At 68.2% G+C, this 25,138-nt stretch carries 21 protein-coding genes and 1 pseudogene; 5 read left to right on the top strand and 17 right to left on the bottom strand.

Going from position 1 to position 25,138, the window contains the following annotated elements; all coding sequences use genetic code 11:
* Positions 1-670 precede the first annotated feature (670 nt).
* Positions 671-901: pseudogene (locus FHR97_RS08905) on the top strand (transposase domain-containing protein); the annotation flags it as partial.
* A 56-nt stretch (positions 902-957) separates the two neighbouring features.
* Positions 958-2,580: an SLC13 family permease gene (locus FHR97_RS08900; RefSeq protein ID WP_183383451.1), complete on the top strand. Its 1,623-nt coding sequence runs from the start codon at positions 958-960 to the stop codon at positions 2,578-2,580.
* Between the two features lie 56 nt (positions 2,581-2,636).
* On the opposite strand, the gene FHR97_RS08895 is transcribed toward FHR97_RS08900, so the two are convergent.
* The 16 genes from FHR97_RS08895 to FHR97_RS08820 all read right to left on the bottom strand — a co-directional run bounded on the left by FHR97_RS08895 (position 2,637) and on the right by FHR97_RS08820 (position 17,120).
* Positions 2,637-2,900: a cytochrome C oxidase subunit IV family protein gene (locus FHR97_RS08895; RefSeq protein ID WP_183383450.1), complete on the bottom strand. Its 264-nt coding sequence runs from the start codon at positions 2,898-2,900 to the stop codon at positions 2,637-2,639.
* Positions 2,897-3,559 (bottom strand): cytochrome c oxidase subunit 3, encoded by a 663-nt coding sequence (locus FHR97_RS08890; RefSeq protein ID WP_183383449.1) that lies wholly within the window; start codon positions 3,557-3,559, stop codon positions 2,897-2,899. Before FHR97_RS08890 ends, FHR97_RS08895 begins: the two co-directional genes overlap by 4 nt.
* Entirely contained in the window at positions 3,534-5,147 is a 1,614-nt protein-coding gene (locus FHR97_RS08885; protein WP_183383448.1) for a cytochrome c oxidase subunit I, read from the bottom strand. The genes FHR97_RS08890 and FHR97_RS08885 overlap by 26 nt, the downstream gene beginning before the upstream one ends.
* A complete protein-coding gene (gene coxB / locus FHR97_RS08880) occupies positions 5,144-6,163 on the bottom strand; it encodes a cytochrome c oxidase subunit II (protein ID WP_183383447.1) in 1,020 nt (339 codons plus the stop codon). Before coxB ends, FHR97_RS08885 begins: the two co-directional genes overlap by 4 nt.
* Positions 6,160-6,987, bottom strand: a complete 828-nt coding sequence (locus FHR97_RS08875; RefSeq protein WP_183383446.1) for an SCO family protein — start codon at positions 6,985-6,987, stop codon at positions 6,160-6,162. Before FHR97_RS08875 ends, coxB begins: the two co-directional genes overlap by 4 nt.
* On the bottom strand, positions 6,984-7,445 hold the full coding sequence (locus FHR97_RS08870; protein ID WP_183383445.1) for a hypothetical protein: 462 nt from the start codon (positions 7,443-7,445) through the stop codon (positions 6,984-6,986). The genes FHR97_RS08875 and FHR97_RS08870 overlap by 4 nt, the downstream gene beginning before the upstream one ends.
* Positions 7,432-8,481 carry a hypothetical protein gene (locus tag FHR97_RS08865; RefSeq protein WP_183383444.1) on the bottom strand — a complete coding sequence of 350 codons (1,050 nt, stop codon included), beginning with the start codon at positions 8,479-8,481 and terminating at the stop codon, positions 7,432-7,434. Before FHR97_RS08865 ends, FHR97_RS08870 begins: the two co-directional genes overlap by 14 nt.
* A complete protein-coding gene (locus FHR97_RS08860; protein ID WP_183383443.1) occupies positions 8,478-9,044 on the bottom strand; it encodes a c-type cytochrome in 567 nt (188 codons plus the stop codon). Before FHR97_RS08860 ends, FHR97_RS08865 begins: the two co-directional genes overlap by 4 nt.
* Positions 9,038-9,589, bottom strand: coding sequence for a DUF3341 domain-containing protein (locus FHR97_RS08855; protein ID WP_183383442.1), 552 nt, complete (start codon positions 9,587-9,589; stop codon positions 9,038-9,040). Before FHR97_RS08855 ends, FHR97_RS08860 begins: the two co-directional genes overlap by 7 nt.
* Entirely contained in the window at positions 9,582-10,940 is a 1,359-nt protein-coding gene (nrfD, locus tag FHR97_RS08850) for an NrfD/PsrC family molybdoenzyme membrane anchor subunit (RefSeq protein ID WP_183383441.1), read from the bottom strand. The genes FHR97_RS08855 and nrfD overlap by 8 nt, the downstream gene beginning before the upstream one ends.
* Positions 10,937-13,999 carry a TAT-variant-translocated molybdopterin oxidoreductase gene (locus FHR97_RS08845; RefSeq protein WP_183383440.1) on the bottom strand — a complete coding sequence of 1,021 codons (3,063 nt, stop codon included), beginning with the start codon at positions 13,997-13,999 and terminating at the stop codon, positions 10,937-10,939. The genes nrfD and FHR97_RS08845 overlap by 4 nt, the downstream gene beginning before the upstream one ends.
* Positions 13,987-14,640 carry a cytochrome c3 family protein gene (locus FHR97_RS08840; protein WP_183383439.1) on the bottom strand — a complete coding sequence of 218 codons (654 nt, stop codon included), beginning with the start codon at positions 14,638-14,640 and terminating at the stop codon, positions 13,987-13,989. Before FHR97_RS08840 ends, FHR97_RS08845 begins: the two co-directional genes overlap by 13 nt.
* A gap of 217 nt (positions 14,641-14,857) precedes the next feature.
* Positions 14,858-15,202, bottom strand: coding sequence for an AzlD domain-containing protein (locus FHR97_RS08835; RefSeq protein ID WP_183383438.1), 345 nt, complete (start codon positions 15,200-15,202; stop codon positions 14,858-14,860).
* A complete protein-coding gene (locus FHR97_RS08830; protein ID WP_183383437.1) occupies positions 15,195-15,926 on the bottom strand; it encodes an AzlC family ABC transporter permease in 732 nt (243 codons plus the stop codon). The genes FHR97_RS08835 and FHR97_RS08830 overlap by 8 nt, the downstream gene beginning before the upstream one ends.
* Entirely contained in the window at positions 15,923-16,453 is a 531-nt protein-coding gene (locus tag FHR97_RS08825) for a helix-turn-helix domain-containing protein (RefSeq protein WP_183383436.1), read from the bottom strand. The genes FHR97_RS08830 and FHR97_RS08825 overlap by 4 nt, the downstream gene beginning before the upstream one ends.
* A gap of 184 nt (positions 16,454-16,637) precedes the next feature.
* The gene (locus FHR97_RS08820) at positions 16,638-17,120 is read right to left on the bottom strand and encodes a DUF4124 domain-containing protein (protein ID WP_183383435.1); all 483 of its coding nucleotides are present in this window, start codon (positions 17,118-17,120) and stop codon (positions 16,638-16,640) included.
* Between the two features lie 629 nt (positions 17,121-17,749).
* Between FHR97_RS08820 and FHR97_RS08815 the strand changes: the two genes are divergently transcribed.
* Genes FHR97_RS08815 through FHR97_RS08805 form a run of 3 tightly spaced genes read left to right on the top strand, consistent with a single transcriptional unit; the run spans position 17,750 to position 23,158 of the window.
* A complete protein-coding gene (locus FHR97_RS08815) occupies positions 17,750-19,273 on the top strand; it encodes a glucan biosynthesis protein G (RefSeq protein ID WP_246403876.1) in 1,524 nt (507 codons plus the stop codon).
* On the top strand, positions 19,266-21,845 hold the full coding sequence (mdoH, locus tag FHR97_RS08810; RefSeq protein WP_183383433.1) for a glucans biosynthesis glucosyltransferase MdoH: 2,580 nt from the start codon (positions 19,266-19,268) through the stop codon (positions 21,843-21,845). The genes FHR97_RS08815 and mdoH overlap by 8 nt, the downstream gene beginning before the upstream one ends.
* On the top strand, positions 21,842-23,158 hold the full coding sequence (locus FHR97_RS08805) for an acyltransferase family protein (protein ID WP_183383432.1): 1,317 nt from the start codon (positions 21,842-21,844) through the stop codon (positions 23,156-23,158). Before mdoH ends, FHR97_RS08805 begins: the two co-directional genes overlap by 4 nt.
* Positions 23,159-23,278: 120 nt before the next feature.
* Here FHR97_RS08805 and FHR97_RS08800 read toward each other — a convergent pair whose 3' ends face one another.
* The gene (locus FHR97_RS08800; RefSeq protein WP_183383431.1) at positions 23,279-25,018 is read right to left on the bottom strand and encodes an isocitrate/isopropylmalate family dehydrogenase; all 1,740 of its coding nucleotides are present in this window, start codon (positions 25,016-25,018) and stop codon (positions 23,279-23,281) included.
* Between the last annotated feature and the right edge of the window lie 120 nt (positions 25,019-25,138).

Genomic DNA, 25,138 nt, shown 5'->3' with positions numbered 1-25,138 from the left:
GCCGTCAAGGCGCGCATGGCCTAGGCCGCCGTGACCCTGCCGTTGTATCCGAGCATGAACTCACAGTGCTCCACCAGGACATGAGCAGGGGCGGCATCAGTAACGAGCCGCTTGGAGAGGCGGGGTTGTCTGTCGCTGGAGGGAGTCGCCTTGTGGCACGCGCAAGTCTTGGTCCACCGGTTGTCGGGCAGCCACGCCTATCCGGCCGATCTACCGGCCACAATAGGAGCCGACTGAGGGTATCGGCGTCGATTCGGCGGCTTTCTGAGCCGCTATGATTCCTGATGGGCAGAACAGGGGGATGTCCGCTCCCGGCTGGGCACCAGGCATGGTGACGACGACCATGATCAAGTGCATCTGGCATGGCTGGACCACGTACGACAATGCCGATCGGTACGATCGCCGGCTGTAGGCGGCCCGGTCACGCGCGAACGCCGGTTGGCCACTCGGTTTTGGTATACGGTTGGCAAGACGGCACCGCGCACCCGACTGGCTGGCGGTCGTCCCCGCCTTCAGGCGGCATCGATTGAGGCGGGCGTCGCCTCGGAGGGCGTTCGAAGCGTTTTGCATCGGCCGCAGGACTAAGGCGCGCCGCCGGCGACCCTGCCGACGGGACAACCTGATTTGATGCTTAGCGTTACGCATGGCGGTCGCGCTGGCGGTTCGGCGGTTCGCCGGGTCGCTGCGCAGTGGCCAGCGCGCCGCCAATCTCATGAGCCTGATCCAGTCAGCCAGGCTGAATGGCCATGAGCCCTGGACCTACCTGAAAGGTGGGCTGACTCGGCTGCCGACGCGGAAGGCGAGCCAGATCCACGAACGCCTACCCCGGCGGTGGCAGCAGCGCGATCGATCACTCGCAAGAGGTGATCGGCGGACGGTCACGTCGCTTCCCTGCCGTTAGGCCGTAGCCCACGCAGTCCACTAATATGAGTTCGGGCAACGGACGGAGGCAGGCTGATGGACGATCAATCTCGCCAGCAGGGGGAACATGAGGACTCGCCCGGTGGCTCAGGGCCCGGCGGGCGATCCGCCAGGATGACCTGGGGCCTGCGCGCCTTCGGGTTGCTCATGGCGCTGGTGGTCTGGCTGGCCATGGGGTTCGCCGAGGGGCTGTCGCCGGACGCGCGCTGGGTGGCGACGATCGCCACCCTGATGGCGGTCTGGTGGATGACGGAGGCGATCCCGCTCTCGGCTACGTCTCTTTTGCCGATCGTGTTGATCCCGATGCTGACCGAGCGGACCGTCGGCGAGGCCACGGCGCCCTATGCCAGCTCCATCGTGTTCCTGTTCCTCGGCGGCTTCCTGATCGCCATCGCCATGGAGAAGTGGAACCTCCACCGTCGCATCGCGCTGCTGACGCTGGCCCGAGTCGGGGTCGAGCCTAAGCGGATCGTGCTCGGCATGATGCTCGCCACGGGCTTCCTGTCGATGTGGGTCTCGAACACCGCCACGACGCTGATGATGCTGCCGATCGGGCTCTCCGTGCTGCGCCTGGTGGCGGAGCGTAGCGGCGAGTCCCCGGAAGCCGTCTCCCCCGGCCATGACCCCGCCGGCCACGCGCACGACCACCACCGGGCCGGCCATGTCGATTTCATCTTCGATGAGAACATCCAGCGGTTCGGTATCTGCCTGCTCCTGGCGATCGCCTGGTCGGCGAGCATGGGCGGCCTCGGTACCCTGCTCGGTAGCCCGCCGAATGCCATCGTCGCCGGCTACGCCGCCGACGAGCTGGGCCGCACCATCGGCTTCCTCGAGTGGATGATGCTCGGCGTGCCGCTGGGCCTCACCTTCATCCTGGTGGGCTGGGTGCTGATGACCCGTGTGCTCTACCGGTTCAAGGTCGCGGAGATTCCCGGTGGCAAGGAGATGATCGACGGCGAGATCCACAAGCTCGGCCCGCTCAGTCAGGGCGAGAAGATGGTGATGATCGTCTTCGGCTCGGCGGCGTTCCTGTGGGTCGTGCCCGGACTGCTCGCCAACCTCCCGTGGGTGGGCGAGCGGCTGGGGCCGCTGGGCGAGCTCAACGACACCGCCATCGCCATCGCCGCCGGCATCGCGATGTTCATCCTGCCCGCGCGAGGCCGGAGCGAGATGGTGCTGAACTGGCAGGATGCCGAGGACGGGCTGCCCTGGGGCGTATTGCTGCTGTTCGGCGGTGGCCTGAGTCTCGCCGGGGCGGTCGCAGGCACCGGCCTGGACAGCTGGTTCGGCGAGCAGATCACCGGGCTGCAGGTGCTGCCGATCGTGCTGCTGGTCGCCGCCGTGATCACGATCGTGCTGTTCCTCACCGAGGTGACCAGCAACACGGCGACGGCCGCGACCTTCATCCCCGTGCTCGGCGGCGTCGCCGTCGGCATCGGCGCCGATGCGATGACGCTGCTGATCCCGGCGGCCTTCGCCGCGACCTGCGCCTTCATGCTGCCGGTCGGCACGCCGCCGAACGCCATCGTCTTCGGCACCGGCGCGGTCACCATCGGCCAGATGGCGCGCGGTGGCTTCGTGCTCAACGTCATCGGGATCGCCTTGATCACCCTCTTCTGCTACATGCTCGGCGGTGTCGCGCTCGGGTTGCAGTTCTGATCCCGCCACGCCGACGACGCTTGAGCGGTCGAGGTTGCCGGCTCGGGCCCGACGGATCAGCGCGTCAGGTAGTCGGCCAGGGTCAGGACGATGAGAAACCCCAGCCAGAGCACGCCGCCGGTGGCATAGACCCTCAGCAGGCCGCCGGCGGAGCGGAGGCCCATGAACAGGGTGATGATCAGCGCGATCATGCACAGGGCGCCCGCCAGCACGATCATCGAGGCCAGCAGGCCGTCGAACAGCGCCGCGGCGGCGACGATGACGCCCAGCAGCGCCAGCAGCGCGACCCAGGTGAGTAGGTAGGGGCGAAAGTCGTTCATAGGCGCAACAGGTACAGGAGTGTGAAGACGACCACCCACAGGACGTCGACGAAGGCCCAGTAGAGTCCGCTGATCTGGACCTGTCGCGCGATGCGAGGCGGGTCGCGCCAACGCCAGGTCAGTATCGCGAGGACGCCGAGAATGCAGAGTCCGACCAGCATGTGGAAGGCATGCAGGCCGGTCAGGGCGAAGTAGAAGTTGAAGAACAGTTCGGCCTGCTGGGGATGCTTTCCGGGATACTCGAACGGCAGCCCGAGCACGGGCATCAGTCGCTCCATGTATTCGTGGTGCCACTCGTAGGCCTTGATCGCGAGGAACGCTGCACCCAGCGCCAGGGTGGCGAGCAGCATGGCGAGGGCGGCGCGCCGCCGCGCGGCATTGACCAGCTGCTCGGCCAGCGCCATGGTCAGGCCGCTGGTCAGCAGCAGGGCGGTGTTGAGCGTGCCGAGTGCCAGGTCGAGGTGGCCGGCGGCCTCGGCGAAGGCCTCCCCGTGAATCACCCGGAAGACCACGAAGCCGGCGAAGACGCCGCCGAAGAGCAGCAGCTCGGTGGCCAGGAACAGCCACATGCCGAACAGGTTGGCCTCGCGCTGCTGGTCGATGTCATCGAACTGGTCGGCGACCCGGCCCGATTCAGTCGGCGGTGGGGTCGTAGGCATAGGCCGGCTCCGTGACGCGTGGTGTCCGAGGAAAGTTGTGCTTGAGGGGCGGCGAATCGACCGTCCACTCGAGGCCCGTTGCCCTCCAGGGGTTGCCGCCCGCCACGGCGCCGAAGCGCAGCGACCAGCTCAGGTACAGCAAGGGCAACAGATAGCCGATGGCCAGCACCCCCGCCCCCAGCGTCGACATCACGTTGAGCAGTTCGAAGTCGGCCGGATACTCGTGGTAGCGCCGCGGCATGCCCTGGTAGCCGAGCAGGAACTGCGGGAAGAAGGTCAGGTTGAAGCCGATGAACAGCGCCAGGGCGGCGACCTTCGACCACAGCTCGGAATACATGCGCCCGGTGAGCTTCGGCCACCAGAAGTGCAGGCCGCCGAGATAGCTGGTGACCATGCCGCCGACCATGATGTAGTGGAAGTGGGCGGTGACGAAGTAGGTGTCATGGACGTGAACGTCGATGGCGATGGAGGCCAGGATGATGCCGGTCAGCCCGCCGATGGTGAACAGGCCGACGAAGGACAGCGCATAGATCATCGGGGCGGAAAAGATGATGCGTGCCTTGTAGAGCGTGGCCGTCCAGTTGAAGGCCTTGATGGCCGAGGGCAGGGCGACCAGGAAGGTGAAGAACGAGAACATCAGGCCGGCATAGAGGCTCTGGCCGGCGACGAACATGTGGTGCCCCCAGACCACGAAGCCGAACACGGCGATCGACATGATCGAGATGACCATGCCTTGGTAGCCGAAGACCGGCTTGCGCGAGAAGCAGGCGATGATCTCGGAGACCACGCCCATGCCCGGCAGGATCATGATGTAGACGGCCGGGTGCGAGTAGAACCAGAACAGGTGCTGGAAGAGCAGGGGGTCGCCTCCCAGCGCCGGGTCGAAGATGCCGATGCCGAACAGGCGCTCCACGCTGATCAGCATCAGCACGCAGGACAGCACCGGGGTCGCCAGCACCATGATCAGGCTGGTGGCGTAGTTGGCCCAGACGAACAGCGGCAGGCGGAACCAGGTCAGCCCCGGCGCCCGCATCTTGTGGGTGGTCACGATGAAGTTCAGGCCGGTGAGGATCGACGAGAAGCCGACGATGAACACGCCCATCACCGCGGCGATCACCGCGCTGTTGCTGAACAGCGTCGAGTAGGGGGTATAGAAGGTCCAGCCGGTATCGACGCCGCCGCCGATGACCGCGGCCAGCGTGAAGAGGCCGCCGAGAGTATAGACGTACCAGGACAGCAGGTTGAGCCGGGGGAAGGCCAGGTCGCGGGCCCCGAGCATCATCGGCAGCAGGAAGTTGCCGAGGGTGGCGGGTATCGATGGAATCAGGAAGAACCACACCATCACGATGCCATGCAGCGAGAACAGCCGGTTATAGGTGTCGGCACTCACCAGGTCACCGGGTGGGGTGATCAACTCGAGCCGGATCAGCAGGGCGGCGAGCCCACCGAGGAAGAAGAAGGCGGTGATCGATACCAGGTAGAGCCAGGCGATGCGCTTGTGATCGGTGGTCAGCAGCCAGCCACGCAGGCCCCAGTCCTCCTTGAGGTAGTGCTCGCTGGGCCAGCGAGGGTCCGTGGAGACGCTCATGGCAGTGCCCCTCCCTGGGTCGGGTCCTGGGCAGGGCTGGTTGCCCGCTCCTGCGCGTCGAGCGACTTGATGTAGGCGATGAGCTGCAGGACCTCCTCTTCGCTGATCTGGCCGGCGTAGCTCGGCATGATCGGGTCGAAGCCGGCCACCACATGCTTCTGCGGCTGCATGATCGAGTCGCGCAGGTAGGCCTCGTCAGCGATCAAGGTGCCACCGCCGGCCAATGGCACCGCACGGCCGAAGACGCCGGCCAGGCTGGGGGCCCGCACGCCCTGCTTGCCCAGATGGCAGCCACTGCAGCCGTAGCTCTGGAACAGGTCGGCCCCGCTCACCGCCGGTGACTCGCTGTCGCCTTGCCGGGTCAGCCAGCGCTGATAGTCCGCCGGCTCCATGACCACCAGCTTGCCGCGCATCTGCGCGTGGTAGCTGCCGCAATATTCGGCGCAGAAGAGGCGATACTCGCCCGGCTTGTCGGCGGTGAACCACGCCTCGCGGTAGGTGCCGGGCAGCACGTCGCGCTTGAGGCGCAAGGCCGGCAGGTAGAAGCTGTGGATGACGTCCTGCGAGGTCACCCGCAGGTGAATGGTCTCGCCGGCCGGCACGTGAATCGTGTTGATCTCCCGGGTGCCGTCCGGGTGCTGCACCTTCCACATCCATTGCTTGCCGACCACGTTGAGGGTCATCGCCGCTGGAGGGCCGCGGAACATCTCCAGGTACAGGCTGCCCGCCCAGCCGAACAGGCCCATGAAGATCACCAGCATGACCGCCAGTACGCCGAGTTCGAGACGTTGATCGGCCGCCTTGCCGAATCGGGCCCGGCGGTCGACCCGGCTACCGGCGCGATAGCGATAGCCGAAAATCGCGATCAGCGCGAACACCGCCAGGGTCAGCAGGCCGCAGACCACCACCAGCGCGATGAACAGTGCGTCGATCTCGCCGGCGAACGCCGAGGCCTGCTCGGGCATCAGCGTGAGGCCCTTGGACACCTCGGGTAGATAGGCGCTTTCGGAACTCATGACCGCTCCCTTCGCCGCATCCAGATCACCGCTCCCAGCAGGGCCAGGGCGGACCCGCCCCCCGCCACCCGCAACAGGTTCATCACCGCCAGGCTGTAGCGACCCGTCTCGGGGTCATAGCGGTAGCAGCGCAGCAGTACTCGATCCACGGGGGTGCCGATCTCGCCCTGGCCGGCCTCGGTCAGGGCGAGGCGCAAGTCCGGCGTGTCAGGGCGAACCCCGAACAGGTACTGGCTGATGGTGCCGCCCGGTGCCACGACCACGAGCCCCGCGGGGTGAGCGTACTGGCCGGTGGTGTCATCGTAGGCGTAGCGAAAGCCGATCGACTCGGCGAGGGCCTCGATCGCCGGTTGCCGGCCACTCAGCAGCTGCCAGCCGTCGACGGCCTCGCCGTGACGCCGGTGCAGTTCCCGTTCGATGCGCCGGGCGTCCCGGGGGCCCTCGTCGGGAGCGATGCTGACCACGGCGACACGGTAGGCGTCGCGGTCGAACGGCAGGCCCTCGGTCGCCGTCGCGAGGCGGTCGAGCAGCATCGGGCACAGTTGCGGGCAGTGGTACCAGGCCATGGCCAACACCAGCGGCTTGTCACGCGTCAGCGTGTCGAGCGTGACGATGTCGCCCTGTGCATCGCGAAAGCGCAGGGCGCCGGGTAATGGCGCGCCGACGTGTTGCTGGTAATCGACCTTGCCGATCATCGCCTGCTGCGTCTCGGGCGTCGGAGTGGCCGGGGCAAGCGAGGGGCTCAGCCCCCACAGCAGCAGGCAGAGGCCGCCGAGCAGGGCGCCAGCCCTGGCCGCTCCGGGGAGTGGGAGCCGTCGGCTCATGGGGTGTCCCCCTCGCCAGGGGCGTCGGAGGGTGGTGCCAGCCATTCGGTGGCGGCATCCGGGGAGGGATGGGGTGGCTCGCGCCGATCGCTGACCGGCCCGCGGGTGTCCGGCAGGCCGCGCTCGACGAGCAACGCCATGGCGCGCTCGATGGGCAGGCGCACGATGCCCGCCTCGCGGTCGACCCAGCCATAGTGGGTCAGCTCGCGCGTCATGCGGGCTTCGAACGCGGCCAGGTCGCGCTGCGGAATCGCCTGCAGGCGAGGCGCGGGTGTCTCCACCGGGCGGTCTGCCGTAAAAGGAGTGGCCGGTGACGGAGGCGGCGCCCAGACGGTGCTCATCAGCCCTCCGATGATGCCCAGGCCCAGCGGGACGAAGAGCACCATGAGCACGATCACGCGCAGCGGTAGGCACGCCGGGACGTCGCGCGTCTCGTGATGTGGCTCAGTGTCGCTCATGACGAACCTCCCGTGGGGCCAGGGGCCGGGCCATGACGCGCGACACGCCCAGATAGCCCAGGCCGCCCACCGCGATCAGTGCCGCCGGGCCCAGCCAGGCCTGGTGGTCGAGCCTGGCCGAGAAGGCCGGCCAGATCAGCCACTGCATGTGCAGCACATGCCCGACCAGACAGACTGCCGCAGCGATCCGGAGCCAGCGCGCGTGTCGCTTGAGCGCCGACGACAGCAGCATGACGAAGGGCACGAACAGGAACAGCGCGAACGCCAGCCGCCCAAGCGCCTGCCACCCCGTGGTGCTGCGCTTCAGGTACCAGCCGATTTCATGGGGCAGGTTGCCGGACCAGATGATGATCAATTGCGAGAAGGCCATGAAGGCCCAGCCGAGCAGCATGGCCAGCCACAGGTTGGCGATATCGCCGCGAATGGCCGGGCGTAGCGCCGGCGCCTCCAGCAGCAGGCCGAGGGCCATGGCCGAGGAAACGGCAATCGTCATCAGCTCGAGGCCGAAGACGTCCGAATAGAAGGTCGGCTCCAGGGACATGAACCAGTCGAAGCCGAAGAAGGTGACGGCCAGCACCCACAGGATCGCCCCCGGCGCGGCGATCTTGCCCTGCCGCTGGGGAGGGCGGCAGAGCCACCAGGCCAGGCCGCCCCAGATCAGCGCGTAGATCAGGTTGCGGGCAACGAAGAAGGGCGCATTGAGATACAGCCGCTTGTGCTGCACGACCTCGGGCAGCGTCTCCAGCGGCGCCATCCACGGCATCAACGCGCCCATGCCGACCAGAGGCACGAGCATGACCAGCAGGAACAGGGGGGTGGTCGATGCCAGGGCCTGCCAGAGGTGGCGACTGGCGTCCCCCCAGGCGCCGCCGGTGAGGCCATGGATCAGCAACACGGCCTGGGCGCCGAGGGGCAGCATCCCCCAGGTCAGGCAGGCCGCGAGCCACGCCTGAACGAGGACGCGCGCATCGAGGACGATCCCCAGCAGGCACACGGCGAGCGCCGCGGCGACGATGAAGACGACAGGGCGCCTCATGGTGTCTGCTCCGCCCGGCGGTCGCCCGTCAGTTGCGGGCGCTCGTCGTCGGGCACGTCGTCGAGGCGGGCGTGGCGCGCCAGTTGCAATGCCCGGATGTAGGCCGCAATGGCCCAGCGGTCCTCGGGCGGGACCCGATCCCGATACGCATACATCACGCCGAAGCCGTCGCTGATGACGGCATAGAAATGGCGCAACGGCGCCTGGCGCAGGCGTTCGTCATGCAGGCTCGGCGGCGCGGGTAAGCCGCGTTGCACGACCATGCCGTCGCCGGTACCGGTGCGGGCATGGCAGGGCGAGCAGAAGATGTCATAGCGCGCCTGGCCGCGCTCGAGCAATTCGGCGGTCAGTGGCATGGGCAAGGTCTCCGGCACCGGCGCGAGGGACGCGTCGCGGGCCACGGTGCCGGCCACCGGCTCGCGGGCGGCCTGGTCGTTGGGCCAGCCGGGAGCCGCCTCGTAGGTCTCGTACTTGGCCTGGTCCTCCATGCGCGGCTGATCGCAGGCGGCGAGACCCAAGGCAAGCAGCGTGGCCAGCAGGGGCTTGGGGGCGGCGACTAGCATCGCGGCACCTCCTCGATCTCGCAGGCCTGCAGGGTGTACAGGCGCTCGGAGAGTCGCCGACGGGCTTCGTCGCTGTCGTCGTCCGGGGGGAGCAGCAGGAAGAAGGCGTCATCGCTGGCGCGCAGGAAGCTCTCGGCCTCGAAGGCCGGATGATAGGGCTGCGGCAGGCGGTTGCCGACGACCATGGCAATGACGGCGCCGAGGACCGCGGCGAGCAATCCCAGGGCGACCACCACCGGCACGAAGGCCGGCCAGCCATGCAGCGGCTTGCCTCCCACCACGTAGGGGTAAGCGATGACGGCGCTGTACCACTGCATGAAGTAGCCCGCCGTCACCACGCCCAGCGTCAGCAGCAGGGCGGCGAGCGCCACCCCGCGCGAACGAAATCCCAGGGCTTCGGCAACCCCTTCCACCGGGTAGGGGCTGAAGGCCTCGATCCGGCGATGCCCGTCGCGTCGCAGCGCGGTCAGCGCCGCCAGCAGCGTCTCGGCGCTCTCGAAACGGGCCAGCAGCGCTATCGTCGCCGCGCGGCGTTGCTCAGCCATCGTCGCGCTCCTCGCGCTGGCGCGCGATCAACGCACGCATGTCATGCATCGATATCAGCGGCATGAGGCGCACGAAGAGCAGCAGCAGGAGCCCGAACAGGCCCAGCGAACCGAGATAGGCCGCCCAGTCCCAGACCGTGGGCCAATTGACGTCCCAGTTGGCCGGCTGGTAGTCGGCGTGCGTCGAGGTGAACACGATCTGGAAGCGTTCCAGCCACATGCCGAGATTGCTGGTCAGCGCCAGGCACAGCATGGCCGGGCCGTGGCGCCGTACCCTCCTGAACCACAGTAGCTGTACCAGCACCACGTTGCAGACGATCATGCTCCACCAGGCCGGTGCGTAGGGCCCCGTCCAGCGATCGACGTACACATGGCGGTAGTAGTCCTCGCCGGAGTACCAGGCGGTGAACATCTCTTGCGTGTAGGCGTAGGCGACGATCAGCCCGAAGAACAGCATCATGCGTCCCAGGTAGTCGAGGTGCGTGTCGGTCACCAGGTCGCGCAGGCCGAACAGGCTACGCAGCAGCACGGCCAGCAAGGCCACCGTGGAGAATCCCGAGAACAGGGCGCCGGCGACGAAATAGGGCGGGAAGATGGTGAAGTGGTAGCCCGGCACGATGGAGACCGAGAGATCCAGCGAGATGATGCCGGTCACCGTGACCACGATGGGCGTGGCCAGCGCGGCGAGAATCAGCGTGGCCTTCTCGTAGCGGGCCCAGTGGGTCGCCGAGCCGCGCCAGCCGAGGGCGAGGATGGCATAACCATACTGGCCGACGCGGCGCGTCGCCCGGTCGCGCAGCGTGGCCAGGTCCGGCAGCAGGCTCATGTACAGGAACAGCGCGGTGAACAGCAGGTACATGGTGATGGCGAAGAAATCCCACACCAGCGGGCTGCGCCACTGGGGCCAGAGGTCCATGGTGTCGGGATACGGCAGGAGGTAGTAGAAGAGCTCCGGCCGGCCCAGATGCAGCAACGGATACATGCCGGCGCAGACGATGGCGAACATCGCCATCGCCTCGGCGAAGCGGTTGATCGAGGCACGCCACGGCTGGCGCGTGAGCAGCAGCACCGCCGAGATCAGCGTGCCGGCGTGGGCGATACCGATCCACCAGATGGTGTTGACGATCGGCAGGCCCCAGGCGACCGGGATATTGAGCCCGAAGATGCCCACGCCGTGGGAAAACAGCACACTCATCGTCACCAGCAGCATCAGCGTCAACAGGCTGCAGATCACCAGGGCGATCCACCATCCCGGCGGCGAGGGCCGATGCAGCACCAGGTCACTGATGCGCCGGGTGAGGTTGGCGTGGGTCAGCCCGGCCGGTAGCAGGGAGCGGTGTCGGGGGGTCATGCCTGATGCCCTCCCTTCGTGGCGACCGGTGGTGTGTAGTGGCCGACGCTCGGGTCGGGGCCGGGCCTGGCGGGGGTTTCCGGCTCCCCTGGCGACGCCAGTGCCGGATTGGGATGGGTGACCGCGGCGAGATAGCGGGTACGCGGGCGCACATTGAGGTTTTCCAGCAGGCCGTAACTCAGGGGATGCTCGCTGAGTCGCCTCACGGCGCTGTCCTGTCGGTTGAGGTCGCCGAACACGATGGCGCGGGTGGGACAGGTCTGCTGGCAGGCGGTCTGCAGCTCGCCGTCGGCGAGTGGGCGGTTTTCGAGTTCGGCATCGAGGGTCTTGCGGCGAATGCGCTGCACGCAGTAGGTGCACTTCTCCATGACGCCTTCCGCGCGCAGCGTGACCTCGGGGTTGTGGGCCGCCGCCGGCAACGGGTAGGAGGCCTGTTCGCCGGTGTACTGGAACCAGTTGAAGCGGCGCACCTTGTAGGGGCAGTTCTGCGAGCAGTAGCGCGTGCCCACGCAGCGGTTGTAGATCATGGCATTGAGCCCGTCGGCGGTGTGCTGGGTCGCGCCCACCGGGCACACGTATTCGCAGGGCGCGTTCTCGCAGTGCATGCAGGTCACTGGCTGGAAGACCAGGCGAGGATCGTCGAGGGGGCCCTCGAAATAGCGATCGACGCGGATCCAGTGCATCTCGCGCCCGCGAGATACCTCCTCGGGACCGACGATGGGGATGTTGTTTTCCGCCTGGCAGGCGGTGACGCAGGCATTGCAGCCGATACACGCCGAGAGGTCGATCACCATGCCCCAGGCATGCGGCGACTGCCGTTCGGCGGGCCAGGGCTCGGGATACAGCGACGCATGGGGGATCTCTCGCTGGGCGAAGGTGGGGTCGTGGCGATAGGTCTCGAGAGACGCGGCACGAATCAGGTCGCGTCCCTCCATGGCGTGATGATTCTGGGTCGTCGCCAGCACCCGTCGGCGCCCCGTCGCCTCCAGGCGGGCCGGCATGACCCAGGGGGAAGCGGCCTGCTGGAGCCGGTAGGCGTCGCTGCCGATGCCTTCGGCGACCCGGCCGGCGGCGCGGCGGCCATGGCCGAGCGTCAAGGCCAGGCCGTCGTCCGGCATGCCGGGAAGGACGTAGGCCGGTACGTCGAGATGGCGCCCCGCGACGCTCAGGCGCACCTCATCGCCCTCCGCTAGCGCTCGTGCCTCGGCCAGGGCCGGAGCGATCAGCAGGGCATTGCCCCAGGTCAACTTGGTCAGCGGGTTCGGCAGTTCCTGCAGCCAGCCGTTGTTGGCATGCTCGCCGTCGCGGAGCGCGGGGTCGGGACGCAGTTGCAGGACAAGCCCGGCGTCGACCCTGTCACCCACGGCGAGCCCGGCGTGCCATCGTTCTCGTGGCGTGACGCGCTGCGCCTGCGGTGCACTGCCCGCGATCAGGCCGTCGTGCAGCCATTGCCGCCAGCGAGGCTCGAAACGCTCGGTGGGTGTCGTTCCCTGCCAGAACCCCTGTAGCAGGGCGCGCGGATCATCGTCGACGCCGGCAAGCAGCGCACGATAGAACTGCAGGGGGGTACGACCGTCATGCAGTGGGCGAATCACCGGCTGCAACAGGCCGACCGTGCCGTCGTGGGCCCGGGCGTCGCCCCAGCTTTCCAGCGGATGGGTCGCGGGGATGTGCCAATGCACCAGGCGAGCGGTTTCATCGAAGGTCGTGCCGAAATGGCAGCGCCAGGGGACGCGCTGGCAGGCCTCGGCAAAGGCGAGCTCGCCGGGCGCGCTGTAGGCGGGGTTGGTGCCCATGATCACCAGGCTGTCGATCTCGCCGGCCTGCATGGCGTCGACCAGGGGCACCAGCGGCTCGGCGCGATGGCTGGCATCGACGGGTTCGATGGCCTGGACGGTGGTGGCGTAGGCTCCCAACCGGTGGTTGATGGCCTGGACGATGGCATGCAGCGCCGCGGGCTGCTGGTCGCCGGCGACTACCGCCACATGGGGAGCGTGGCGCGCGAGGTCGTCGGCGACGGCGCTCAACCAGGCCTCGTCGATGGCGGGGTGGTCGGTCGCGAGGCCGTCGATCCCCAGGCGCGTGGCCAACTGGCGAGTCAGTGCCTCGACACGATCGGCGCGCAAGCGCAGGCGATGGTCGGCGCGACAGCCGGTGATGCTGGGCGTGGCCTCGGCGGCATACAGGCGGGTCAGGGCGGCAGCATCGTCACGCGGTCGCCGGCCCGCCATCAGATCGTGGGCGTAACGCAGGAAGCCCGGCTGGGCCTGCAGCAGGTCGGCATCGAGCGCGACCACGATACGGGCGCGATCGAGGCGATAGACCGGTTCCAGCGCCCTGCCGAACAGCTGCCGCATCCCGTCAGGGACGCCGCTACGGTCGATGGCGACATGCCGGAACCAGCGTGTGCGGGGCCAGCGTGCCAGCAGCGCCTCCACCTGGGCCAGTTCGCTGGGCGACGTCAACGGCCCGGTGACGAGGGCCAGTCGCTCGCCTCGATCGGCGTCCCAGGCCATGCGCTGGCGTCGCAGGTCGGAGAGGAAGTCGCGGAAGGGGGCGACATGGCCGCGCTGCTTGACGGCGCCGGCGCGGTCGGGGTCGTAGAGCGAGAGTATCGAGGCCTGCGAGACGCTGTCGCAGGCGCCGAGTGTCGAGGGGTGGTCGGGATTGCCTTCCACCTTGACCGGGCGCCCTTCATGGACCTGCGCCAACACGCCATGGGCGTAGCCGTCGATCGGGATACTGGTCGCGTACTGCCGTGGAATCCCCGGCGTCAGGCCTTCGGGCATGTCGACATAGGGAACGATCTCCTCGCTGGGGGAGCTATCGCACCCCGTCAGCCCTGCCAGGGCGAGGCTGGCGGCCATCAGCTTGAGGACCCGGCGACGCGCTACCGGTGCCTCCCACAGGGCGTGCCAGCGGGGAAACTCATCGGCAAGGAAGGCATCGAATTCCGGGCGCTCGGCCAATTCCTCGAGGCTGCGCCAGTAGTGCACGCCGCGGCGCTGGGCGAGTTCATCGCGTAGCGACTGCCAGATGCCGGCATTCATCGATGGCATGTGGCACACTCCAGCAGGGTATCGGGATGAATGCGATAGCGCTTGATCAAGCGCTCGCCGGCGATGCCGTCGCGGCGCGGCGAATAGCCCATGGCCGTGATCTTCTCGGGGGGCCGCAGGTGGGGCGACGGATTGCGATGGCAATCCAGGCACCACTGCATGGTCAACGGCTTGGCCTGAAAGGTCATCGGCATTCTATCGACGCGTCCATGGCAGGACTCGCAACCGACGCCGTTGTTGACGTGGGCGCGATGGCTGAAATAGGTGTAATCGGGCAGGTCGTGGACCCTGGTCCAGCGCAGCGGGGTCCGGTTCGCCAGGCTCTGGCGTACCGGGGAGAGCATCTCGGCGTTGAGCCACTCCTGCGAATGGCAGGTCATGCAGGTGAGGGTTGGTGGGAGGCCGGCGACGTCCGATGTCTCGGCGCCGCTGTGGCAATAGCGGCAGTCGAGTCCCAAGCCGCCGACATGATGCTGGTGGCTGAAGGGGACCGGTTGTGCGGGAGCGTAACCGACATCCGTCTGATAGGGAGAGCGATAGACGACATAGGCGAATACGGAGATCGCCATCAGCAGTGCCAGGATCCCCACCAAGATGACGACGGCCAGTGAATTCGCTCGGCGACGAAACAAGGGCGCCATCTTGTTTCCTTCGGGTGGTTTATCGTTGTCCATGTCGTCCACCGCGATGGATGGCGACACCTTCCACTATAGGAAGAGGATTTCGACGCCCACTAAATAACGTTCAGTTATTTTTTTATTCTTTTTATGTTTCCGGAAGGGCGGTCATAAAGTTTTTATTTCGGCCAGGCGGCGAGGAGTGGCAGCGCCGCCGTGTACGGGAAGCCGTGTCCGGCCGTTACCCGATCCCCGCCAGGATGACCACCGCGCCGTAGGCCGCCACGCCGGCCACGACCGGCCAGCCGAGCGAGCGCAGGCGATACCAGACGGCCAGGGTCGCCAGTACGCCGATGGCCGTGGCCAGCCAGGAGGTGGCGTCGGGCTGGCGCGGTACCAGCGAGACGCCGAGCACGGCGGCGACCATCATCGGGCCGAGGACGGCGAGCCACTGGGGCATCGCGTCCGAACCCGGCTCGCCGTCGAGCTTCCTGAGCCGCCGTTGCATCCACAGCAGCGGGACCAGACGCAGCAGCAGGGTGCCGAGGGCCGCGGCCAGCACGGCCAGCCAGAGGGCGCTACTCATCGCCGCCTCCCTTGCGAGGTGTCGGGAATGTCACCACGTAGAAGCACAGGGCCCCGCAGGCGGCCGCCAGGGGGATGCCGAGGTTGGTGGCGCCGGCCAGGGTACAGAGCATGGCCAGGACGATGCCGACGCCCAATGCCAGGCTCCAGCGCCGGCAGGTGAAGCGCGGGACCACCAGCACCAGGAACAGCGCCGGCAGGGCGAAGGGCAGGATCTCGCCGAGCAGCGGCCACTGGGCCATCAGCCAGTCGCCGGCGATGGCGCCCAGGGCCGTGCCGGCGACCCAGCTCGCCCAGGCCAGCAGGGCGGCGCCGGTGAACCAGCCGAGCCGCGCCGACTCGGCGAGCTGCGGCAGGCGATGATGGGCCAGGGCGAAGACCTGATCGGTCAAGGTGTGCATCAGCCAGGGCCACCAGCGGCTCGAGGTCAGCCAGGGCGCCAGGTTGGGAGCATAGACCACATGGCGCAGGTTGATCAGCAGCGTCATGACGACCACCAGCCAGAGGGGCGCGCCGCCGGCGATCATGCCGACGAACAGGAACTGCGAGGCCCCGGCGTAGAACAGCCCCGAGATGATCACCGCCTCCCAGGGGCTGAACCCCGCCTGGATGGCGACCAGGCCGAAGGAGATCGCCACCGGCACGTAGCCGCCCAGCAGCGGTATGGCCTCGCGCACGCCCGTCAGCCAGGGGCGAGGCTGCGATGAGGTGGCCTGCAGGCTCATGGGGGGGTGTCTCCCTCGGCGTAGATGACGGTGAGCAGCAGCGTCGCCCAGCTCTCCCCGGTGCGGTAGAGGTGCGGGCGGTCGGCCGCGAAGGCGTGGGTGTCGCCGGCGCGCAGCACTCGGGTCTCGCCCTCCGGCCCCGCCTCCAGCTGGCCGCTGACCAGGGTCAGCGATTCCCGGGCGCCCGGGGTATGGGCCTCGGCATGGCGGATGGTATGGGGCGCGCAGCGCATCCAGTAGGCGTCCACCTGCGGGCGCTCCTTGCCCTGGTCGATCAGCCGTACCTGCACCCCGTCCTCGCCCAGGGGCACGGTGATCGGCGCCACCAGGGTGCCGAAGGGCACGTTCAGCTGCACCGCCAGTCGCCAGATGGTATCCAGCGTCGGGTTGCCGTTGCCCTGCTCGAGGCGCGACAGGTTCGACTTGGCGATGCCGGCGGCGGACGCCAACTGCGACAACGACAGGCCCTTCTTCTGTCGCAGCCGTTGCAGGTGCTGGCCCAGGGTGCCGAGCGAGAGGCGGTCCATGTGAGGGGCTCCATGCCGTTCGAGTAGAGTTGTTCGATATAAGGAACGTTCTATAAAAGGAACGGGCAGTTGTCAAGGCGGGCTGGTCACGCGGCAGGCGGCCGATCCCCGGGGCGCCCATGAAAGCAGGCTTGCTCGGCCGGGGCATGGCGTGGCGGTACGCGCATCGGGAACATCGCACGGCTCAGCGGCGGCTGTGGCGGACCACCTCGCCGTTGCAGAGGGTGGCGCGATGGCGGCCGTCCACGAAGGGCGGGTCGTCCCAGCGTAGCGTCTTGCAGGTCTCGCCGTCGGCATGGGTGACACGTCCGACGTGGTCGGGCGTGCCGAGGATGGTGAGTGCCTGGTTCTCCGACATGCCCGCCACGAGATGGCCTCGGCCATGGGCGCGGGCCTTGGCGTTGCGTCGGTCCAGGGCCGAGAGATAGTCACGGGTGCTGCGTCCTTCCGAGCGGGCGGGCGGCGGGGCGGCCCCTGGCAGGCTCGGGAAGGCCGACAGGTCCGGGGCCGGGTAGGTGGTGATGGCGTCATCCTCGTGGAGCCTCTCGCCGCGAGGGCAGGGGGACGCCTGATAACGGGGGCCCCCGTCGTCGTCACACCGGTAGACCTGGCCCTGGGCGCTCAGCGGCAGGCCGGCCACCAACAACGCCACCCATGGCCATTTCATGCCGGCCGCCGTCACGACGGGGCACCCGGCCGGCCCTCGGCCCCGCGTCGGCAGGCCATTCCCCACCGGCTTCTCGCCTCCCTCCCCATCCTGATCCCGTCCATCGGCGTTGCCTCCCCGTTGCCTTCCAGCCTAGGCCAGGGCATCGCCGGGCAATGTAGGGGCCTTCCTACATTCAAGTAGGACGACGACCCGAGGTTCGAAGGCCGTGTCCCGCTTTCGGGTGTCGTTAGAGGGCGACAGCCGTGCCTCGGAGAAACGGCTCCGATGGGCCGGGGCATCGCCCTCGGCCGAACCTTGATCGCCCCTTGCAGTCGCAGGGCACCAGGAACCCGCTTGTTCGATCGGGCACTGGTGCTTCGGGCGGCCATGGGCTTGACTGAGCGAGGAGAGGTTCTGGAGGATATCTGCCTGGGAGCACGGAGGTTCCCGTATCGTCTCATCAGCCTGATACCCGCTTCGGCCTTGCGCCGGTCACCCGAGGGCGAGCTCGGCCGATGTTCCTGTCCACACGGCGAGCGTGACGATGGTCGAGTCCTCGGCCAATGCTAAGGAGTGTGAAAGTGCAAGCATCCGTAAGATTGTCCCCGCCTACCCCAGGGCCTGGCCGACGAGTTCGCCCCTGGCTGTTGGCGGGCCTGCTCGGCGCCCTCGGTGGTCTGGCCTCACCGACCCTTCTGGCCTTCGGCTTCGAGGACGTGGCACAGAAGGCCAAATCCCTGTCCGAGTCGGCCTATGAAGCGCCCGAAACGAACCTGCCCGACGCGCTGCGCGAGCTCGAGTACGAGGACTACGCCAAGATCCAGTTCCGTCGCGACCAGGCGCTGTGGAGCAATGAGGACCTGCCCTTCCAGCTGACCTTCTTCCACGAGGGCATGCACTTCGACAGTGCCGTCAAGGTCAATACCGTGGTCGACAACGAGGTCCACGAGGTGAGCTTCGACCCGCAGCGCTTCGATTACGGTGACCTGTCGATTCCCAAGGAGCAGCTCGAGGGCCTCGGCTTCTCCGGCTTCAAGATCGTCAACGCCCTCAACCGCAATGACGTCATGGACGAGCTCATGGTCTTCCAGGGGGCCAGCTACTTCCGGGCGCTCGGTCGACACCAGCAGTACGGCCTGTCGGGCCGGGGCCTGGCCGTCGACACCGCGCTGCAGAGCGGCGAGGAGTTTCCCGCCTTTCGCGAGTTCTGGGTGGTGAAGCCCACCCCGGAGAGCCAGTACCTGACGGTGTTCGCGCTGCTCGACTCGCCGAGCCTGGCCGGCGCCTATCGCTTCGTGCTGCGCCCGGGCGACGACACCGTGGTGGACGTCAAGTCACGCCTGTTCCTGCGTCGCAAGGTCGAGAAGCTGGGCATCGCCCCGCTGACCAGCATGTACCTGTTCGGCCCCGGCCAGCCCTCGGAGAGCCTCAACTACCGGCCCGCCATCCATGACTCGAACGGCCTGTTGATCCACGATGCCACCAATGGCTGGACCTGGCGGCCGCTGGCCAACCCGGACAAGCTGATGGTCGACAAGGCTCCCGTCGAGTCCCTCAAGGGGTTCGGCCTGCTGCAGCGCAGCCACGACTTCAGCGACTACGAGGATCTGGTCGATCGCTACGACCGTCGCCCGAGCGCCTGGATCGAGCCGCAGGGCGACTGGGGCGCCGGCGAGGTCGAGCTGATCCAGATCCCCACTCCCAACGAGACCAACGACAACATCGTGGCGTTCTGGAAGCCCGAGTCGTTGCCGCCGCGCGGCGAGCCGCTGAACCTCAGCTACCGGATGTTCTGGACGACCACCGAGGCCAAGTTCCTCGACCCCGACCTGGCGTGGGTCGACGAGACGCGCCGCTCGCAGGGCGAGGTGCGCGGCAACGACCTGGTGCGTGAGCCGGACGGCTCCATCGCCTTCGTGCTCGATTTCCAGGGGCCGGCCCTGGAGTCCTATCCCGGCGACAAGGGGCTCGAGGTGGAGGCCAGCGTCGGCAACAACGGCGAACTGGTCGCCAGCCGGGCCGTGCCCAACCAGGCCGAGGGCGGCTGGCGCGTCTTCCTGCGGGTCAAGCGCGGGGACGAGGACCGGCCGGTGGATATCCGCGCGACCCTGAAGGACGGCGACGAGGTCCTGTCGGAAACCTGGTACTACCGGGTCCCGGCCAATGGTTGAGCGTAGCGTCCCCCACGATCGGGCCGCCGAGTACCTGGAGCGCCTGGCCTTCGAGGCCGAGTCGCCCCAGGCGCGCCGCGAGCTGATGGCCGGCGAGCTCGATGCCGAGGGCCTGGCGGCCCTGCACGAGGGCCTCGGCCAGCAGTCGGCACCGGAGGAGGATCCCGCCGCGGTGTCGGTGGGTCCACGGTTGGCGCTGGGCTATCCGTCGCCGCCGCTGGCTCCGTCGCCGCCGCTAGCGACCGATGCCGGGGGCATCACCCGGCTAGCGACGACGCCGCCGCTGGCGCGTACCCCCCTGGCCCCGGAGCCCTGGGCCAGGGGGGCGCTGGTGCGCTGGTCGCGCCGCCTGTGGCGCGGGATGACCGGTGCCGCCAATAACGCCGCTCCCGCGCGACACGGCCGCATGTCGCGCTGGCGGCGGGTCGGTCGGTTGCGGCGGCTGGTGCTGCTGGTGCTGACGGTCGGCCAGAGCCTGGTGGCCGCCGAATACATGCGCACGGTGCTGCCCTATCAGGGGACCCAGCCCCTGGAGATCGCCATCCTGGCGCTGTTCGTGTTGCTGTTCAGCTGGGTATCGGCGGGCTTCTGGACGGCCCTGATGGGCTTCTTCCAGCTGCTGCGCGGGCGCGACCGCCATGTCATCAATGCCCGCGAGGTGGCCGATGACGCGCCGCTCGATCCCGGCGCCCGGACCGCCCTGGTGGTGCCGATCTGCAACGAGGACGTGCCCCGGGTGTTCGCCGGCGTGCGGGCCACCCTGGAGTCGCTGCGCGATACCGGGCAGGAGGCGGCCTTCGACCTCTTCATCCTCAGCGACACCAACGACCCCGACGTGGCGATCGCCGAGACCCACGCCTGGTTGGCGCTATGCCGGGAGCTGGGGGCGTTCGAGCGGGTCTTCTACCGTCGCCGTCAGCGCCGGGTCAAGCGCAAGAGCGGCAACCTGGATGACTTCTGCCGCCGCTGGGGGCGCAATTATCGCTACATGCTGGTGCTGGACGCCGACAGCGTGATGAGTGGCAGCTGCCTGACCCGGCTGGTGCGGTTGATGGAGGCCAACCCCGAGGCCGGGATCATCCAGACCGCGCCGAAGGCGTCCGGCCGCCACAACCTCTACGCGCGGATGCAGCAGTTCGCGACCCGGGTCTACGGGCCGCTGTTCACCGCGGGGCTGCATTTCTGGCAGCTGGGGGAATCGCACTACTGGGGGCACAACGCCATCATCCGCATGGAGCCCTTCATGCGCCACTGCCTGCTGGCGCCGCTGCCCGGCAAGGGATCGCTGTCCGGCGAGATCCTCTCCCACGACTTCGTCGAGGCCGCGTTGATGCGCCGCGCCGGCTGGGGGGTGTGGATCGCCTACAACCTGGCCGGCAGCTACGAGGAGATGCCGCCCAACCTGCTCGACGAGCTCAACCGGGACCGTCGCTGGTGCCACGGCAACCTGATGAACTTCCGGCTGTTCCTGGCCCGGGGCATCCACCCCGTGCACCGCGCGGTGTTCCTCACCGGGGTGATGTCCTACCTCTCCGCGCCGCTGTGGTGCCTGTTCCTGATCCTCTCCACGGCCCTGCTGGCGGTGCATACCCTGGGCACCCCCCAGTACTTCCCCGAGCCGGGGATGATGTTCCCGGTCTGGCCGCAGTGGAACCCGGGCCTGGCGGTGGGCCTGTTCACCGCCACGGCGACCCTGCTGTTCCTGCCCAAGGTGCTCAGCGTGATCCTCATCAGCTGGCAGGGCGCCCGGGAGTTCGGCGGCGCCGGCAAGGTCTGGCTGAGCATGGTGGTGGAGTCGCTCTTCTCCATGCTGATGGCCCCGGTGCGCATGCTCTTCCATACCCGCTTCGTGCTCGCGGCCCTGCTGGGGCGGGGCATCCAGTGGCGCTCGCCGTCCCGCGACAACAGCGACACGACCTGGGGAGACGCCGTGCGCAACCACGGCGTCCAGACCCTCATCGGCGCCGCCTGGGCGGCCGGGGTCTACTACCTCGAGCCGACCTTCCTGTGGTGGCTGGCGCCGATCGTCGGGGCGCTGATGGTGTCCATCCCCGTCTCGGTGTTCTCCAGCCGGGTGTCGCTGGGCCTGCGCAGCCAGCGGGCGCGGCTGTTCCGGATCCCCGAGGAGACCCGTCCACCCAGGGTGCTGCGACGCATGGTACGCCACCTGAAGCGGATGACCCGCCGGCCCGCCCCGCCGACCTTCACCCAGACGGTGGTCGACCCGGTGGCCAATGCGCTGGGCTGTGCGCTGGCCACCAGCCGCCATGGCCGCTCGGCGCTGCTGCAGCGGCGCCGCGAGGAGCGGGTGGCCGAGGCGGTGAGCAGCGACCCCCGGCGGCTGCCCCCGGCCGAGCGGCTGCGCCTGCTCGACGACCCGGTGCTGCTGTCGATGCTGCACTTCCGGGTGTGGGCCGAGCCGGCCGCCCATCCCGCCTGGCGTGAGCTGGGGCTGCCCAGGGTGCCGAGCCTGAAGGTGCCGGGGCGGGGCCGGGAGGCAAGCGGTGAGCCAGGCCTTCCCAGGGCGCCGAGCCTGACGGTGCCGGGGCCGGCCCGGGAGGCGAGCGGATGAGTGGCTCGACCGCCGACCGGTCGCGTGACTCGGCGTCACGCGACCGGGGCCAGGCCCCGACCAAGGAGCGCTTCATCGGCCTGGAGTGGCTGCGCTTCGTGCTGGGTCTGTACATCGTCATCTTCCACACCCTGCACAACTACCCGTCGATCTCGGGCTGGTCGCACTACATCACGGATATCGGGTTCTTCTCGACCAGTTCCTTCTTCGTCCTCTCGGGCTTCCTGCTGGCGCACGTCTACCTGGATCACCATCAGTCGCTGCGTGAGCCGGCGCGCAGCTTCTGGATCAAGCGGTTCGCCAACCTCTACCCGATCCATATCGGCGCACTGCTGCTGGCCATGCTGGTATCGACCGCGGTGGGCCAGCTGGCCATCACCCCGGAGGACGCCGCCGCCTCGATCCGCTTCGTGATCTACGACGTCAACAACGACCTGGGGCAGACCGATCCCGAGGCCCTGCGCCATTACATGAGCGACCCCGAGTTGGCGGTCAACCTGGCGCTCAACGTCACCCTGCTGCATGCCTGGAATCCCCTCTACCTGACCTTCAACCCGCCGTCCTGGTCGATCTCGGCGCTGATGGGCTTCTACCTGGTCTTCCCCTGGGCGGCGCCGCGGCTGTTCCGGGTGCGCCATGCCGGCCGGGCCCTGGCGCTAACCAACCTGCTCTACCTGCTGCCGCCCCTGGTGGTCATCGCCCTGACCGACTACGGCATGCCCGAGACGGGCATCCTGCACCGCAATCCCCTGATCCGGCTGCCCGAGTTCATCGCCGGGATCCTGCTGTGCGTGCTGTACTCGCGCTGGCGGCAAGCCGGCTACCGGCCCGGCCGGGGCCCGTGCCTGGCGATGGCGCTGTGGGTGGTCGGCTCGGTGGTCGTGGCGGTGTGGCTGCTGGGCCAGGGCCACGCCTGGTACTACCTGCTGCACAACGGCCTGCTGCTGCCGGCGCAGCTCATGCTGATCCTGCTGATGACCCGGGTGCGCTCGCCCGCGGACCCGCGGCTGCAAAAGCTGGCCAGGCGCCTGGGCGGCGCCTCCTTGCCGATGTTCGCACTGCACGTGCCGCTCTACGTGATCTTCACCCGGGCCGAGCGGGTCCTCGCCGGCGAGCCCTCGCGCTGCCTCGGTGATCTTCGCGGTTGCCTGGAGGCCGCCGGGGACAGCTCGCTGATGATGTACCCGGTCTTCCTGCTGGTCACCGTGGTGTTCTGCGTGATGTTCCAGGAGCGCTTCGTGCTGCGGGTCCGCGAGCACCTGCAGCGCCATCTGATGGGCAGGCTGGTCCCCCCGGCACGCCAGCAGGGGTAGGGCGTGTCATCGGTCGGTGCCCGGCGTCCGCCCCGCAAGCTCCGAGGCGAGACGGGGACTTCGGGCGTCGGCGTCCCGGGGCCATTGCTCGGCCAGCGGCACGTCGGCCGAGGCGGTCGATCACGCCGAGAGGCGCGCCGCCACGGCGTCGAGGAAGCCTTGCATGTCCACCACCGTCTCGGTGGCCGGGTCGGTGGTCTTGCCCTTGAGGTCGCCGGTGACGATGCCGTCGCCGACGGTGCCGATCAGTGCCTCCTTGAGACGGCCGGCATAGTCGGCCAGCGCCGTGTTGGCCTCGCGCTCCGCCAGGGTCTCCAGGGCATTGGCCACGGCGTAGATCAGCGCCGAGGAGTTGAAGTGCGCCTCCTTGCCGTCGCTCTCCAGGTACTTGAGGTAGAGGTCGTGGGCGGTGCCGTGGGGCGCCTCGAACAGCATGGTGCCGTTCTTGCTCTCGATGATCGAGCTGGCGGTGGCCAGGCTGCCGCCGAGGGCCGCGGAGATGTCCGAGAAGATGTCGCCGTCCAGGTTCTGCGCCGGGTAGAGGGCGTTGCGGGGCGGGTCGGTGATCATCTTGATCAGCTGGCGGGAGGGTCGCATGATCATGAAGGAGGGCGGCGGGGTGTCGGCCTTGGCCAGTTCGCGGCGCGCCTCGGTGATGACGTCGCTGAACACCTCGTCGTAGTCCATGTACTCGCGCTTGAGGCCGAAGTAGACCTCCTTGTCCTTGCGCGAGGCGTCGCGGAACACCTGCAGCACCCAGTCCTTGATCGCCGCGCGGTCGTTGGACATCAGCAGGATGGGGTCGCCCTGCTTGACGCGGCGGGCATGCTTCTCGTCGCCGTCGACCACCACCTTGAGGATGCCGTCCTCGGTGGCGGGCATGTTGTAGCTGCCGTACTGGTCACCGCCACCGGCGCTCATCCGCGAGATCGACACCTGGGCCTTGCGCTCGGGAATGCCGTAGCGCTTGAGCTGCTCCACCAGCTTGTAGAGCTTGCGGCCGGTGTTGTTGTCCGGCACGCCCCACAGGGCCCGCTGCGGCGGATTGGCCACGAGGCGCGCGGCCTGGGCATCGATCAGCTCGTAGTGGTAGGCGAGGCCCAGTGACTCGGCCTGCTGCTGGTAGTGGGCGTGGTAGATGTCCTCGATGGCGGCGCGCATCACGCCGTCGTAGCCGGCGATCACGGTGTCCTTGAGGCCCAGGTAGATGTCGCGTTTCTCGTCGAGGGCACGCTGGAAGAAGCGATGCGCCCAGGCCCTGACGGTGTCGATGTCGTTGGTGGCCAGCAGCCAGGGGTCGCCCTTGTTCACCTCGCGGCGATGCAGCTCCACCGGGTCGCCGCTTTGGCCCACGAACATCAGCTTGACCACGCCGGTGGCGCTGGACAGCGTGTTGTAGCTGTCCTTGATGCCGCCGCCGTCCATGGTCTCGACCTCGATGTCGCGGTCGATCCACTGCGGCGTGTCGACCTTGAGGTTGCGGAACTCGATGTCCTCGCGGGTGATGTTGCCGCCGATGCCCTTGCGGATCGCGCCGTTGGGCGACTTGGTGGCCAGCGGATGCAGGCTGTCGGCCTCCAGCTCGGGGTGCTCGGCGAGCAGGGCGTCGCGCTGCTCGCGGTTGACCGTCATGCCGGCGTTCTTCACGCCCACGCCGTGGCGGTTGAGGGCCTCGATGGCGTCGATCACCGCCTGGCCGTTGGTGACCAGCCGGTTCTCGGCGGTCAGGTCGATCTCGACCAGGTCGATGTCCAGCCGTGAGGTCACGAAGGTCTCGAGGAGCCTCTCGAAGGCCACCTGGGCCATCTCGTCGCCATGCAGGATGACCAGGGGGGCTGCCACCTGGATCTTGTCGCTCATCATTGCTTCCCGTATTGCACTAGTGGCATTCAGCCGGCCTCACCATCCGGATGAGGCCCGGACCTCGGCCCTGGCGACGTCGTCACGGCGGCGTCGGGCTCCATGAGAGTAACCTGTCAT

The organism is Halomonas stenophila, assembly GCF_014192275.1.
Lineage (GTDB): Bacteria > Pseudomonadota > Gammaproteobacteria > Pseudomonadales > Halomonadaceae > Halomonas > Halomonas stenophila.
The sequence above is the reverse complement of the archived record's forward strand: the minus strand, read 5'-3'. Positions and strand labels throughout refer to the sequence as shown.